At 71.9% G+C, this 13610-nt stretch carries 8 protein-coding genes; all 8 read right to left on the reverse strand.

Annotated elements, in window-relative coordinates; translation table 11 throughout:
- Nucleotide 1: 1 nt before the first annotated feature.
- The 8 genes from AC07GB_RS05620 to AC07GB_RS05655 all read right to left on the reverse strand — a co-directional run bounded on the left by AC07GB_RS05620 (nucleotide 2) and on the right by AC07GB_RS05655 (nucleotide 13130).
- Entirely contained in the window at nucleotides 2-946 is a 945-nt protein-coding gene (locus tag AC07GB_RS05620; RefSeq protein ID WP_478841946.1) for an NAD-dependent epimerase/dehydratase family protein, read from the reverse strand.
- A gap of 49 nt (nucleotides 947-995) precedes the next feature.
- A complete protein-coding gene (locus AC07GB_RS05625; RefSeq protein WP_478841947.1) occupies nucleotides 996-3776 on the reverse strand; it encodes an alpha/beta fold hydrolase in 2781 nt (926 codons plus the stop codon).
- 198 nt (nucleotides 3777-3974) lie between these two features.
- On the reverse strand, nucleotides 3975-5135 hold the full coding sequence (locus AC07GB_RS05630) for an ATP-grasp domain-containing protein (protein ID WP_478841948.1): 1161 nt from the start codon (nucleotides 5133-5135) through the stop codon (nucleotides 3975-3977).
- A gap of 269 nt (nucleotides 5136-5404) precedes the next feature.
- Nucleotides 5405-6016: a hypothetical protein gene (locus AC07GB_RS05635; protein WP_478841949.1), complete on the reverse strand. Its 612-nt coding sequence runs from the start codon at nucleotides 6014-6016 to the stop codon at nucleotides 5405-5407.
- A 309-nt stretch (nucleotides 6017-6325) separates the two neighbouring features.
- Entirely contained in the window at nucleotides 6326-8545 is a 2220-nt protein-coding gene (locus AC07GB_RS05640; protein ID WP_478841950.1) for a trypsin-like serine protease, read from the reverse strand.
- Nucleotides 8546-8573: 28 nt separating this feature from the next.
- Nucleotides 8574-9110: a hypothetical protein gene (locus tag AC07GB_RS05645; RefSeq protein ID WP_478841951.1), complete on the reverse strand. Its 537-nt coding sequence runs from the start codon at nucleotides 9108-9110 to the stop codon at nucleotides 8574-8576.
- A 118-nt stretch (nucleotides 9111-9228) separates the two neighbouring features.
- Nucleotides 9229-9633, reverse strand: coding sequence for a hypothetical protein (locus tag AC07GB_RS05650; protein WP_478841952.1), 405 nt, complete (start codon nucleotides 9631-9633; stop codon nucleotides 9229-9231).
- A gap of 104 nt (nucleotides 9634-9737) precedes the next feature.
- On the reverse strand, nucleotides 9738-13130 hold the full coding sequence (locus AC07GB_RS05655; RefSeq protein WP_478841953.1) for an ALF repeat-containing protein: 3393 nt from the start codon (nucleotides 13128-13130) through the stop codon (nucleotides 9738-9740).
- Between the last annotated feature and the right edge of the window lie 480 nt (nucleotides 13131-13610).

Genomic DNA, 13610 nt, shown 5'->3' on the forward strand with positions numbered 1-13610 from the left:
GCTAGGCACTCCTCTTCGTCACGGTCGCCTCGACACGGTCGCGGTACTCCGGGAACAGCTCGGCCAGGGTGCGGGCGATGCCCGCCTTCCAGCCGACCGAGCAGTCCCCGATGAGGTCGCGGCGGAGACTCTGGTCGAACATGGCCGTCCCCCGGCTGCCCTCGCCGCGGTCCAGCGTGAGCGGCACCCCGGTGAGCGCGGACATGTGCTCCAGGAGGTCGGTCATGCCGACCTCCTCGTCCCCGCCCCAGTTCACGACCCGCGCGCGGGTCCGCGCCGCCTCCCACAGGAGCGGGACCTGGCGCACGATGTCGTCGGTGTGCACCGGGTTGCAGTAGTTCTGGCCCTCGCGGGGCACCGCGCACGGCCGGCCCCGCAGCATGTCCCTGAACATGATCATGGGCACGCCGCCGTGGCCGTACGGGCCGTAGGCGATGTTGAGCCGGGCGATCACCGCGGGCAGCGCGAGCGCCTCGGCGAGGCCGCGCACCACCCCTTCGGTGGCGAGCTTGGCGACGGGGTACGTCGGCAGCCACGGCGCCCCCGTGCCGAGGGGGTCGCTCTCCCGGTAGCGGTGGGCGGGGTCGGCCCGGTCGTAGACCACCCCGGACGACACGTACAGGAACGCCTCCGCCGTGGAGCAGTGCGTCATCAGGCGCGCGGTGCCCACGGAGTTGACGCGTACCGTGCCGTCGAAGTCGCCGCTCTCGCCCCGGTACACCGCCGAGTGCAGGACGTGGGTGAAGTCGTGCGGAAGCCCGTCCAGGTCGCTGCAGTCCATGTCCCAGGTGAAGGTGCGGGCGCCGCGTTCCTCCAGCTCCTCGCGGGCGGTCCGGTCGCCGAAGCGGCCCAGGCACCACACCTCGTTGTCGGCGGCGAGCGCTTCGGCGACGGGCCGGGCGACCTGACCTGTCCCCCCGGTGATGAGGATCTTCTTGCCTCGCATGATCAACGGCTCCTGCTCGTGTGGGCGGTGGCGGGGGTCCGGAGGCGGCTCATCGGCCGAGCGCGCGGGCCAGTTCCCGCCGCAGGGTCGCCTGGAAGCTCCGCACGTGCCGCGGGCTCATCAGGGTGTAGTGCTCCCCGTCGACCTCGATGTACTCGTTGGGGCCGCGGGTGAAGTCGTCCCAGTGGCGCAGCTGGTCGTCGAGCCACGCCTGCTTGGTGCCGCGCAGCGGCGTGCAGTAGAAGACGCGTACCTGCCCGACCGATCCCGAGGGTTCGTACGTACGGCCCAGGCGCACCATGCTCTGCGCGAGCTCCACCCACGCCGTGAACCGCTCGACGGTGAGGTCGAGTTCGGTCAGGCGGCGCCGCGGCGCCTGCTCGACGAGGTAGGCCAGCTGGTCGGCCTCGGGCAGCGCGCGGAGGGTGGCGGTGAGGCGCTCCACGTCGGCCGCGCCGATCAGTTCGAGGAACAGCGCCAGGTTGATCGCGCCGTCGGTGAAGGTGATCTCGTTCATGCGGCCGGAGATGCTCGGTGGCAGATTGAAGACGCCCACGAAGCCGACCTCCTCGCCGTCGGCCTCGAGGCGCTTGGCGATCTCGAACGCGACCGCGCCGCCGTAGGAGTAGCCCGCGACCGCGTACGGCCCGCGCGGCTGGGCCCGCCGGATCGCCGCCACGTACGTGGTCACCATCTCGGCGAACGACCCGAAGTGGGTCTCGCCCCGGCCGAATCCGCGGGCCCGCAACGCGTAGAACGGCCGCTCGCCCGTGAAGTACTTGGCGAGGTTGACGAACACCAGGACCTCACCGAGGCCGGGGTGCACGCAGAACAGCGGCGTGCCGTCCCCGGTCACCTGCAAGGGCACCAGCGGGTCGTAGGCCGCGTCCCCGCCCGCGCCCCGCCCGGCGGTCAGGCGCGCGGCGAGCGCTCGTACGGTCGGCGCCTGGAGGAGGGTCGCCATCGGGACGTCGTCGATGCCGAACGCGTTCTGGATCTCCAGCTTGAGTCGCAGCACGTCGAGGGAGGTGCCGCCGAGGTCGAAGAAGCTCGCGGTCGCGGACACCTCGGTGGTGTTCAGGACGCGGGCGTAGAGGGCGGCGAGGGTGGTCTCGGCCTCGCCGTCCGGGGGCACGTGGGCGCCGAGGAAGCGGGTGCCGACCTCGTCCGCCCTGCGCGCCGCGCCGTCCAGGGCGCCCGCCTCGACGGCCGCGCGGAGGCGGGAGCGCTGGACCTTGCCGAGGTTGCCGCGCGGGATGTCGGCCACGGCGACCGGGAGGATCAGCTGGGGGCGGAAGCCCCAGTGCATCACCGTGGAGCTGCGGATCGCCACGATCGCCCGGTACAGGGCGGAGTCGGCCGCTTCGCCGACGGGGGCACCCGCGGGCACGAACGCGACGGCGAGCTGCTCGGAGTCCGCGCCCTCGGGCCGGATCGGGAAGGCCGCGACCTGTCCACGCCTGACCTCGCCCAGCTCGTCGAGGACGGCTTCCAGGTCGTGGCTGTAGTAGTTGACGCCGTTGACGATGATGGAGTCCTTGGTGCGGCCGACCAGCGTCAGCCGGCCGTCGGCGTCGAGGTGCCCCAGGTCGCCGGTGCGGAACCAGCCGTCGGCGGTGAACGCCCGCGCGGTGGCCCGCTCGTCGCCGAAGTACCCGGAGGTGACCATCGGGCCGCGCAACTGCACCTCACCCGGGACACCCGGCTGGTGGGCCACCTCCCGCGCGGCGGCGTCCTGTTCGGCGGCGGGCTCCTCGGCGGCGGGCTCCTCGGCGGTGGCGGCGAGCACCGTGCCGCCGCCGTCCGCGATCCGGATCCGCAGCCCCCGTACCGGACGGCCGAGCGGAGGGAACTCCGTGGTCCGGTCACGGACGGCGAAGTCGCGGTGGAACACGCTGCCCGCGCACGTCTCCGTCATGCCGAACGCGGGTACGACGACGTCCTCGCGCAGCCCGTAGCGGGCGAGCGCGTCCACGAAGGCCCGCACGGTGGCGGTCACGGTGGCCTCGCCGCCGGAGATGATGTGCCGCACCCGCGACAGGTCGATGTCCTGCCGCTCGGCGGGCCCCTGCGCGAGGGCCTGGTTGATCTGCCCGAAGAGGAAGTTGGGGGTGAAGGCCACGCGCACCCGGTGTGCCGTGAGCAGCCTGAGGAACTCCACCGGGTCCGCGAGGACCGTCGCCGGTGCCGCGACGACCTGCTCCGCGCCCAGGGACATCGGCAGCAGGTGCGCCTCGACCGCGGCGATGTGGTCGGCCGAGATCCAGTTCATCATCGTGTCGTCGGGCCCGAGGTCCAGCGCCTCCGCCTTGCCCGCGACCGCCGCCAGCAGGTTGGCGTGGGTGAGCTTGACGGCCTTGCTTGCGCCGGTGGACCCGGAGGTGAGCATCAGCAGGGCGAGGTCGTCGGGCCCGGGCGTGTGGGGGCGCTGGTGCTCGGGGGAGGCCTGGCTCAGCTCCTCCACGGTGACGGTCCGCAGGCCGGCTGCGGGCAGGTCCCCGTGAGCCGCTTTGGGGACGAGGAACAGCGGGTCGCCCAGGAGCGTGCGCAGCTGGCCGAGGTGAGCGCGCCACCGGGCCGGGTCGGCGGGCGGCGCGACCGGACACGGCACGACCCCGCTGAGCACGCACCCCCAGAAGGCGCGGACGACACTCTCCGGATCCTGGGCGGCGATCAGCGCCCGGTCGCCCGGCGCGGCGCCGTGGGCGCGCAGCCCTTCGGCGATGCGACGGGCGGACTCCCACAGCTCGGCGTAGGAGAGGAACGAGCCGCCGACGAAGGTGACACCCCGGGACGTGCCATGAGCCGCACGTTCGAGCACATCGGACATGGTCAAAGGAGAACGTTGGTCCGGCATGAGAGCGAAGACCTCCAACCGAAAAGAGCGCGGAACAGCCGCGAGCGCGTGCTGGGAAAGGTTGAGGACACTTTCGAAGCCGCGCCTGCTCCGCACGTACGACGTCGATGGGGGCGTGCTGCGCTCTGCGCAGAAACGCCAGGGAGCCCTTTTCCGCGGCAGCGGCGGCGGTCAGCCGCCTTCGTTGAAGTGGACGATCTCCTCGATCGTCTGCCGCAGTTTCAGCTCGTCGTGGTCGGACACGATCGCATGGCCCACCTTGCCATACGGTCCGAGTGGCGTGTCAGGAGCGGAAGAGTACTCGATCTCGTCGAACTGGAAGGCGCGCTCGAAATCCTCCTGGGCCAGCTTTCCCCGCTGCGGGCGGCGCAGCAGCAGATAGCCGTGGAAACGATCCGGCGTGCGGTCGTCCAGGGTTTGTGTGACCCCCTCTCCGAGCGCGAGGCTGATCTCGACGTCGAACAGGTCGACGCCGTAGGTCAATTGATTGATCTGCGGGGAAAGGGCCCCCGGGAGGCGGATGGCGCACTCGCCGAACGTCAGCCCCGACTCCTGGACGAACGCCTCCAGATGAAAGACGCACGCGGGCGCGCCGAGGTGCGTGAGCACCTGGTGGGCGAGCGTCTCCGCGCGGGAGAACAGCGTCGCGTGCCGCCTCTTGTCCAGGAGGTGCGCGGCCAGGACGCCGCCTCGCGCGGCGTTCAGCGGTGAGTCGTGGTAGCGCGTCATGGACGACCACCGCAGGCAGCCGTTCTCCCAGATGCCGTCGATGTAGACCTCCGGCGCCGCGATGAACGATTCCGCGACGACCGCGACCTCCGAGTCTCCGGGGAACGGTTCCAGAGCGCGTGCGTACTCCTCGGGAGAGCGGACGACACTCGTGCGCAGGGACCCGGCTCCGGTCGCGGGTTTGACGACGAAGGTGTCGCCCAGGTCGTCGACGAGATCGGTGAACGCGGTGTCCCGGGAGACGTATCGACAGCGTGCCCGCGCGATGTCCGCGGGCAGTGCGCTCTTCTGGAGGTACTTGTCCCGGAAGTAGGGGACCGTCCTGGAGTCCGTGTTTCCCGGCAGGTTCAACTGCTGCCGCAGATAGGCGGAACCGAACACACCCATTTCATGGACGGTGAGTACTCCCACGACGTCACGCACGCGCGCGGAGAGCACCGCCCGCAGGATTTCCTGGGCGTTCTCGATGTCGTTGACGCGGGTGAAGTCAAGGCCGTGGAGCGCACTCGCCGGCTGCTGCACGATGTAGAAGGGGTCGAGACCTCGGCGTCGCAGCGCCCGATCGAGGTCCTCCCGGTACCCGATAACCATCAGTGTCGGCATTCTCGTCTCCCCGTATGACGGCCAGCCGAACGTTCAAGAAGTCATCAGTGATTCAGTGGTGATTTCCTGAGCGGTTGAGCAACACGGTGGCATCGTGGCACACGGGATACCGCTGTGTGGATACGCGGAAACAAGATCCTTTAGTGGTCCGGCGTGGCGTGAGTCACAAGGTGAGGCGTGTGGGGCGGGGATATGGGGTACCTCGCGCCGTTTCCTCCCCATGGCGGAGTTCGTCCCGGAAGGCCTCGGGACCTCAGGGCCTCAGGACCTCAGGGCCGCTTGACGGTGATGGGGACGGCGGCGGGGCGGCGGGTGTGCCGCTGCCAGTACTGGATGAGCTGGGCCGCATCGAGCGAGAACCGCGCACTGGCCGTGTCGTCGCTGCCCGGCACGGTCAGCCTGGAGGTGCGTCCGTTGCGCAGGACGACGACCACCGAGCGGCTGCCGGTACGCCGGCCTCTGGTTTCCCGCAGCTCGATGTGTATGTCGTGGATCTCCTCCCAGGCCCAGGAATTCCGCAGGAATCCGAAGCGACGGACGCTGATGCCCTGGGGGTTCGCCTCGGTGTGGTCCCGGGCGAAGACGAAGTAGGCGATCAGCAGCAGCGCGCAGAGGGCTCCGAAACCGAGTGCGTCGGTGAGGCGTTCGCCTTCGACCGGGCCCGGGAGCGCGAGCGTGACTCCCGCGAGCAGGGCGAAGAACGCGGCTCCCATGAGCATCGGCGTCCGCCGGCCCGTCGGCATCGAGAAGCGCAGCGAGCCGTCCGCGCGTCGCACCCGGTGCCCGGAACCCCTGGCGCCCGACGTGGCCCGGGCGCGGACGCCTTCGGGGGTGTCTTCGGGGGTGTGCGGAGCGGTGGACGCGGAGTGCTGCGGTTTCATGCCATAAGTGGACATCAGGTGTGGTGTGGCAGGGGAGGGGGCGAGTGGGCAAGGAAGTCCGGCTCTCCGCTTCCCGGGACCGGCAAGTGCCGCGCTCCCGGTACGGGACCGGCAGGCACCGCGCTTGCGGGAGGAGCCCGGCAAGTGCCGCGCTCCCGGCCCGGCAGCCACCGACCGCGGCCCCCGGCCCAGCGCCGTGCTGAGCCGGGGGCCCGATGAGGTCGCCGTGTCCCGGAGGAGCCGGTCGGGGCCGCGCGTCCCGGAGGAGCCGGTCGGGGCCGCGCGTCCCAGAGGGACCGGGTTCGGGGACTACTGGACGCTGGTGCCGAAGCGCTCGCCTTCGTTGGGGATGCCGTCCTTGCCCGGCTCGTAGACCTTGGCCGGCTGCGACGGGCCGCCGGTCAGCGTGGTCCACGGCAGGGAGTGGACCGCGCCCTTGGCGGCCGGCCCGAACGGGGTGCCGATGTAGAGGTGGGTCGGTGTGGCCGTGAGCGTCGTACCGAGGTACTGGTTCGTCTTCTTCGGGCCGGGGATGCCGTTGCTGCCGACCTCGATCCACCGGTCGCCGTCGCCGGGCTTGCCGATGGCCGAGTAGGTCTGCACGGCGCCGGTGTTGCTGATGCCTTCGAGGTCCTCGCCGGGTGAGCCGACGGCCAGGACCAGGTCGAACCGGCCCGGGACCTTGCCGGGGGCGCGGTTGGCGATCGCGACGCGCTCACCGAAGTGGTCGTAGGGCTCGGAGCCGCCCGCGGTGTCGGCCTCGTTCTGGTTGACCGTGTTCATCTGGGAGACGGAGGCGAGCTGGCTGCCGCCGCCGCCCGCGGAGATGCGCAGGACGTGCGTGTGGCCCGCTTCCTTCTTCTCGGCGCCGCCACCGGGAGGGGCGATGCCCTCGCCCGGAGAGCCGACCGCGAGGGCGGAGGACGCCGCCGTCTTCTCGCCGTCGCCCCGGAACGCGGTCATGGACAGGGAGTAGCCGAACTTGTCCCCGGCCTCGGCGTTGCCGGCGACGAAGTCCTTGTTCTGGTTGAAGTCGGCGACGAAGGCGGGCTTGACCCCGGCCTTGTCCGGGTGCCGCAGCACGCTCACCGCGCCGGCCTTGGCCTTGGGGCCGATGGACTCTCCGGGCGAGCCGATCGCGATGTGGTTGGCGTCGGAGGCGACCGACCAGCCGTTCTGGTCACCGGCCTCGGCGGCGCCCGCCGCCCCGCCGCCCTGGGTGATGCCGAAGCTCGTGTCGCCGGTGATGTACACGGACGAACCGGCGTCCTTCGTCGAGCCGAGGTCCTCGCCCGGGGAGCCGGCGAAGATGAACGGGTTGCCGGTCCTGGTGATCCCGGCCGTCACGGAGTAGCCGAACATGTCCCCGGCCTCGGCGGCGGAGTTCTTCAGTACGCCGGTGCCCTCGCCCTGCTCGAAGTTGGTCGAGGCCCGGCCCTTGCCGAGGCCGGTGGGGGAGCCGTAGACCACGGTCACCATGCCGGAGTCGGCCTGGCCCTTGAGGTCCTCGTAGGGGATGCCGACGACCAGGTCGGTGTAGCCGTCCTTGTTGTAGTCGGCGGTGGCCAGGGCGTGCCCGAACCGGTCGTAGTCCTCGGGCCCGCCGGGCACGAAGGACAGGCTCTGGTCGATCTGGGCGGTGCCCTTGCCGCCGCCGTACACGACGCGCACGGATCCGGCCTGCTTCTTCCCCGCGACGGTGTGGTACGGGTCGCCGATGGCGATGTCCTCGACGCCGTCGCCGTCGAAGTCGACGAAGCCGGCCTGGCCGGTCTGCTCACCGACCCAGGCGGCGAGGTCGTCGGCGCGGGACGCGATCGCCTTGGTGGACTTCTGGGCCGGGTCGATGCCGAAGCAGCCCGCCTGGTCGGAGCGGGAGGCCACGGCGGCGATCAGCGGCCGGTCCTCGCCGCCCACGGCCAGGGGCGCCCCGGCGTCCCCGGCGCAGATGGCGTCCCCGCCCCTTCCGGTCAGCTCCACGTCCGTGCCGCCGGGCGCGCCCGCGGTGAACGTGCCGTGGTGCAGGTCCAGCGGCGACCAGTCGGTCTTGGTGCGTCCGTAGCCGGTGGCGGTCAGGTCCTGCCCCGCCCGCACCGGGTCGGCCGCGAGGGCGGCGGGGGTGACGTCGGTGACCGGAGCGGACAGCTTGGCCAGGACGACGTCCCGGTCGCCGCGGGGGACGAGCTTGACGACCTCGCGCTCGGAGCCCGCGCCGGTGGTCAGGTCGGTGCGCCCGACGACGGCCTTCGTGGCCGCCTTGGGCGCTCCCGCGGGGACGTCGATCGACTCGGCCGGCTTGTCGGCGAAGCACGACTTGGCGGTGAGGACCCACTGGGGGGCGACGAGCGCGCCGGTGCAGGCCCGCTCGCCGCCGCCGATGTCCAGGCGTGCGGTGTAGGCGCGGAGGTTGTCGGGTTCCTTGCCGCCGGTGACGGCGTGTGCGGAGACGCCGGAGGCGAGGGGGGTGACGACGACGGCGGCCGCGACCAGGACGGCAAGTCCGTTACGCCGGTGGAGCGTTGACTTCATGAGGTGTGCATACTCCCGCGAGCAGGGGTTACTTGGAGGTGCGGATCTCGACGAGGACGTGTTCGCGCCCCTCGGGGTCGACGGACTCGCCGACCGGTTTGTAGGTGTTCTTGTCCACCTCGACGGTGGTCTTCTTCTTGCCCGCGGTCAGCTCAAGATCGGCGTCCATGGCGGTGGTCTTCACGCCGAAGACGGCCGGGATCTCCATGGTGAGGAAGCCGGAGGTGCCGGTGGTGCGGAAGCAGATGCTGTCGTCGCTCCGCGAGTAGACCTCCATCAGGCCGGCGGCGGAGCCGCATGCGGCCAGGGTGATGTGCCCGTCGCCGCGCTTGAGGACGATGCCCTTGTCCTTCAGGATCCGGTCGGCGCCGGGGTAGTTGAAGTCCTCCACGGCGTAGCCGGGCCGGCCGTCGGCGGCCGTGACGGCCCGGGCCGCGTCCGCCCGGTGCCGGTCCGCGGCGTCGGATGCGCCGGCCGAGGGGAGCAGGGCGGCGACCACCGCGGCACCGGCGGCCGCGGCGGCGCCGATGGCGAGGACGCGTCGTAGGGGACGTGGGGAATTCATCGAATGATGTCCTTTTCGTGAAGCGGTCATGGGTGAGCCCGGCAGTCCGACGGTCCCGGGAAGGACCTCTGGCCGTCCGGGACGAGAGGAAAAGCGGAAAGACAGATGTCGCGGGGCGTCAGCCGATGAGATGACCCCGGATCAGAAAGGCGAGCACGGCGGCGATTCCCAGCGCTACGAAGACCACCAGCAGATACAGCGGCGACGGCTGCTCCAGCTCCTTGCCCGCCGCCTGAAGCTCTTCGTTCCTCTTGATCTCGGGGCGGCCGAGCACGATCAGCAGGGCAAGGCCCGCCATGCACCACATGTACATCTCAAGGGACTCGGTGAGGCCGTAGCCGCGCGCCGCGGCGCCGCCCGCGATGCCGAGGGCCACGAGAGCGGCGGGCACGACGTAGAAGAGGGGAACCAGCGCTTTCTTCTCGGCCTTCCTCGTATACGGCAGCATGGCCAAGCCGGGGAGAAAGGCGGAGGCTGACGCGAGCACCCACCACTGGCCGGTGGAAAGTCCGGAACCGAACATGAACGAATCTCTCAGAGGGGGAGGGCGAACGGGCGGGTGACGGCCGGGTGCCGCCACCCCCGTCTCTTCGCGGTGTGCTTTTCCGGCGGCGGGACGACGCCCCGCTACCAGGTCAGCAGTCCGATGGTGGTGGTGACGATGCCTCCGGCCGCGTCGCTGATCGCCGAGCCCGCGTTCTTCACGCCGTCCTTGGCGATCTCGAAGCCGTAGCCCAGCTTGCTGGCGACAGCGCCCTTGCCCATGAAGATGCCGCCGAGCGCGAACATCCCGAGGGACTCCTTGAAGGGCCCGCTCCACCAGCCGCGGCCCAGGCGGTCGTCGAAGCCGTGCGCGAGGACGTTGAAGCCCTGCGCCACCCAGGACGCCCCGCCGAGCACGGCCCCGGCGGTGAACAGGAAGGGCGCGGCCGGAGCGCCGATGCCGGTGGCGAGCGCGAGACCGCCGAGGCCCATGGCCCCCAGGCTCAGGGTTCCGAGGACGGTGCTGGCCCGCCCGGTCGCGTCCTGCCACTCCTGGGCGGTGTGGCCGAGCCAGGTCCCCGGCTTGTCGACCACGCACTGGTCGTTGGCCGGGGTGTCGGCCGGGTTCTCGGCCTTCTCCTTGGCCGCCTTGGCCCTGCGCACGGCTTCCCTGGCCGCGGCGGCGGCCTCGGCCTTCCGCTTGGCGATGGCGACGCTGCGGGCCTCGCTCGCGGCGGCAGCCGCGGCACCGGCGTCCTTGCCCGCCTGGACGGCGGCCGCCCTCGCCCTGGCCGCGGAGGCCTGCGCGGAGTTCGCCGACGCGACCGCGCTGCGGGCGGAGCCGTACGCCTGGTTGGCCGCGTAGTTCGCCGTGCGGGCCGCCGTGCGGGCGGTGGCCGCGGCCTTCTTCGCGGTCTGCGCCGAGTTCCGCGCCTGCTGGGCGGAGGCGTCCGCCGCGATCGCGTTCTCGCGTGCCTCGCCTGCCGACCTGGTGGCGTCGGCCGCGTAGTTCTTCGCCTTGGCCGCCCAGTCCGACGCCTCCTTGGCCGCCTTCCTGGCCTCCGCCGCGGTCTTGGACGCGCGCGCGGCGTCCTCGAGCGCCTCGGCGGCCACCTTCGCTGCGTGCGCGATCGACGCCCGGACCGCCGAGACGTGGCTCGCGGCGTCGTGGTCGACCTTCGCGATGCCGTGGTGGTCCCGCGCGACGAAGAAGCGCCGCATCCGGGCCGGGCCCTCAAGGACCACCTGGGCCGCCGACCTCAGGTTCGGGCCGCCGGAGTTCAGGAGCCGGAACACCTCGACCTTGTCGTCCTCCTGGAGCGCCTTGCCGAGGCCCGAGGTGAGGAACGTGTCAAGGGCCTCGGCGCTGCCGTCCGCGAGGGCGGCCTCGGCGGCGGCCTTGACCGCCTTGCCGGGCTTCTGGCCGAGGACCTTGAAGACGGCGACGCGGTTGTCGGTGCGGGCCGCCTGGATCCGGCCGGTCTCGAGGAACTGCGTTGCGGCGTCCGGGTCGTCGCTGTCGATGGCCTTTCGCGCGGCCTCGGCCACCGCGGGCGGGGCGACCTCGGCGAGCACGAGGACGCTTTCGCGGTCGTCCTGCCGCCGCGCCGCGAGCCGGTCCACGTCGACCCAGTTCAGGACGTCGTGCTCGGTTCCCGCGAGGGCGAACTCCGCGGCTTCCCGGGTCCAGGTGCCGTGGCTGTCCAGCAGGCCGGCGGCGGCCGCGCGGCCCGCCTCGGTGGCCTCGGCCCGGTCGCCCGCCTTCAGGGCCCGCTCGGCGCGGGCGATGAGGTCCTTGGTCTCCTGGCTCGCTTGGTCGGCGAGGTCGCGCCGGCGCTCGATGCGTTCGAGGCTCTCGGCCTCCTGCCGGGCCTGCTCGCGGGCCAGTTCGAGACCGGCCTCGGTGTCCTCCTCGATCCGCTTCGCCTCGGCCTCCCGGGCGGCCTTCTCGACCTCCTGTGCCTCCTTGACCGCGTTCTTGGCGGTGGTGGCCGCCTTGACGGCCTGCTCGGCGTACGCGGTCGAGCGCTTGGCGTACTCGACGGCCTTGCCCGCGTTCCGTGCCGCGTCCTCGGCCGCGTCGGCGGCCTTGTCCGCGTGGTCGGCGGCGGAGTTCGCGGCCCGGTGCGCGGCGGAGGCCGCGGCGGCCGCCCTGTCGGCCAGGGTCTGTGAGGTGCCGGCGGCGCGGCCCGCGCGCGCGGCCGCGGCGTTGGCATCGGCCGCCGCCCGGCGCGCCTCGCGGGCCTGGGAGGTGGCGACGCCGGCCGCGGTGGCAGCGGCGGCGGAGGCGTTCGCGGCCGCGGCGGCGTTCCGCGCGGCGGAGGCGGCGGCCCCGCCCGCGCTCGAGGCCTGCCGGGACGCGGTGGCCGCCGCGGCGGCGGCTGTGGCCGCGGTGCGGGCCTTCTTGGCCGCGTCGCGGGCGCCTTCGGCGGCGAGGCGGGCCGCGCGGGCCTGCGAGGCGTCCTTGGAGGCGGCGATGGCCGCGCTGTAGGCGCCCGCGGCGGCCCGGCCCGCGGTGGCGGCCGCGGCTGCCGCGGCCTGCGCGGCGCGGGTGGCGCGGGCGGAGGCCGCCTGCGCGGTCCGCGAGGCGTGGATGGCCGTCGTCGCCGCCGCGGCCGCGCCCCGGGCCGCACCGGCGGCCTTGCGGGCGGCGCCCGCGGACTTCCCCACGTCCTGCTGCGCGGCCTTGGCCTCGTCGGCCGCCGCGAGCGCCGCCTTCTTGGCCTTCTCCGCAGCGTCCTTGGCCTGGTCGGACGCGGCGACGGCACGCTCCGTCGTCGCCTTGGCGTGCTTGCCCTCACGCTCGACGATGGCGACGAGCTGGTCGATCGTGGCCTTCTCCTCGTCGCGGGCCCGGGCGATGTGCTGGCCGGTGGCGAGGAACCAGTGGACGGCCTCCGGGGAGCCGTCGGCGAGTGCGCGCTCGGCGTACTTCTTCACCTCGGGCGACGCGCCGTGGAGGAGGGTGAAGACCTCGACCTTCTCGTCCTCGGCGTGTGCCGTGTACTGAGTCTCCGCCAGGAACGTGCCGAGGGTTTCGCGGGTTCCGTCGTCCAGGGCCTTGGCCGCCTCGCGCCGGACCCCCTTGCCTCCGGCGTTCATGACGGAGAAGGTCTCGGCCCGCAGGTCGGTCACCACAGGCGACTGCCAGCCGTCCGCCAGGTACGTGTCGATGGCCTTGTCGCCGCCCGCGAGAGCGGTGGAGACGCTGTCGCGGACCGACTTCCCGGCGTGGGCGAGCGCCTCGAACAGGGCGAAGGTGTTGTCCTGCGCACGCGCCCGGTCGAATTCGGTGGCCAGGAAGGCGCCCACGGAGCCGGTCGTCAGAGCGGCGGAAGCGGCCTCCTTCACGGCCTTGCCGCCGAGCTTGTACGCCCAGACGGTCCTGCCCCGGTCGGTGTCGGGAAGACCCGAGTCGTCGGGCAGTTCGGGCAGACCGGTCGCGCCGGCGGCGTACGCGCGGCCGTTGCCGATCGCGGGGAGCGCGGCGACGGCCGCCCCGGCGGCGATGCTCGCGAGAAGTGTGCGTCGGCTCATGGAAATGGCGGTCAAGAAGAGGTCTCTTTTCCGGGAATTCAGTTCGATGCTTCTACGGTCTGCACGCCTCACTCGACGAATGGCATAACGGCACCCCCGCGGCTAAATCACTCATACGGGGCGACAGGTGTCCCTCGCCCCCAAACGCGCTGAATCGGCCCACCCATCAGAACATCTCAAGATCAACTCAAAGCAGGCATTTGCGCACCAACTGGCCAGTTACGAAGTGGTAACTAGGGTGCATCAGGGCGATATCTGTATGGATCTGGCCCATACGACTGCGAACCGCGCACCTTCTCCAGGCCCCTCGCCGCACGGCCTGACCGAGTCCCAACTACCCCCGGCGGAAGTGGAGATGACTCATCGACCAATTCGCGCGCCACGTAAAGCCGTGATGTCAAGGGTTCTTGAATAAGTCTCATGGAATCCGAGCGCGGCCAAAAGATTTTCGTAGAAACCTACGACGCCGCGGAGTCCCGC

Source organism: Streptomyces sp. NPDC045778, assembly GCF_056431945.1.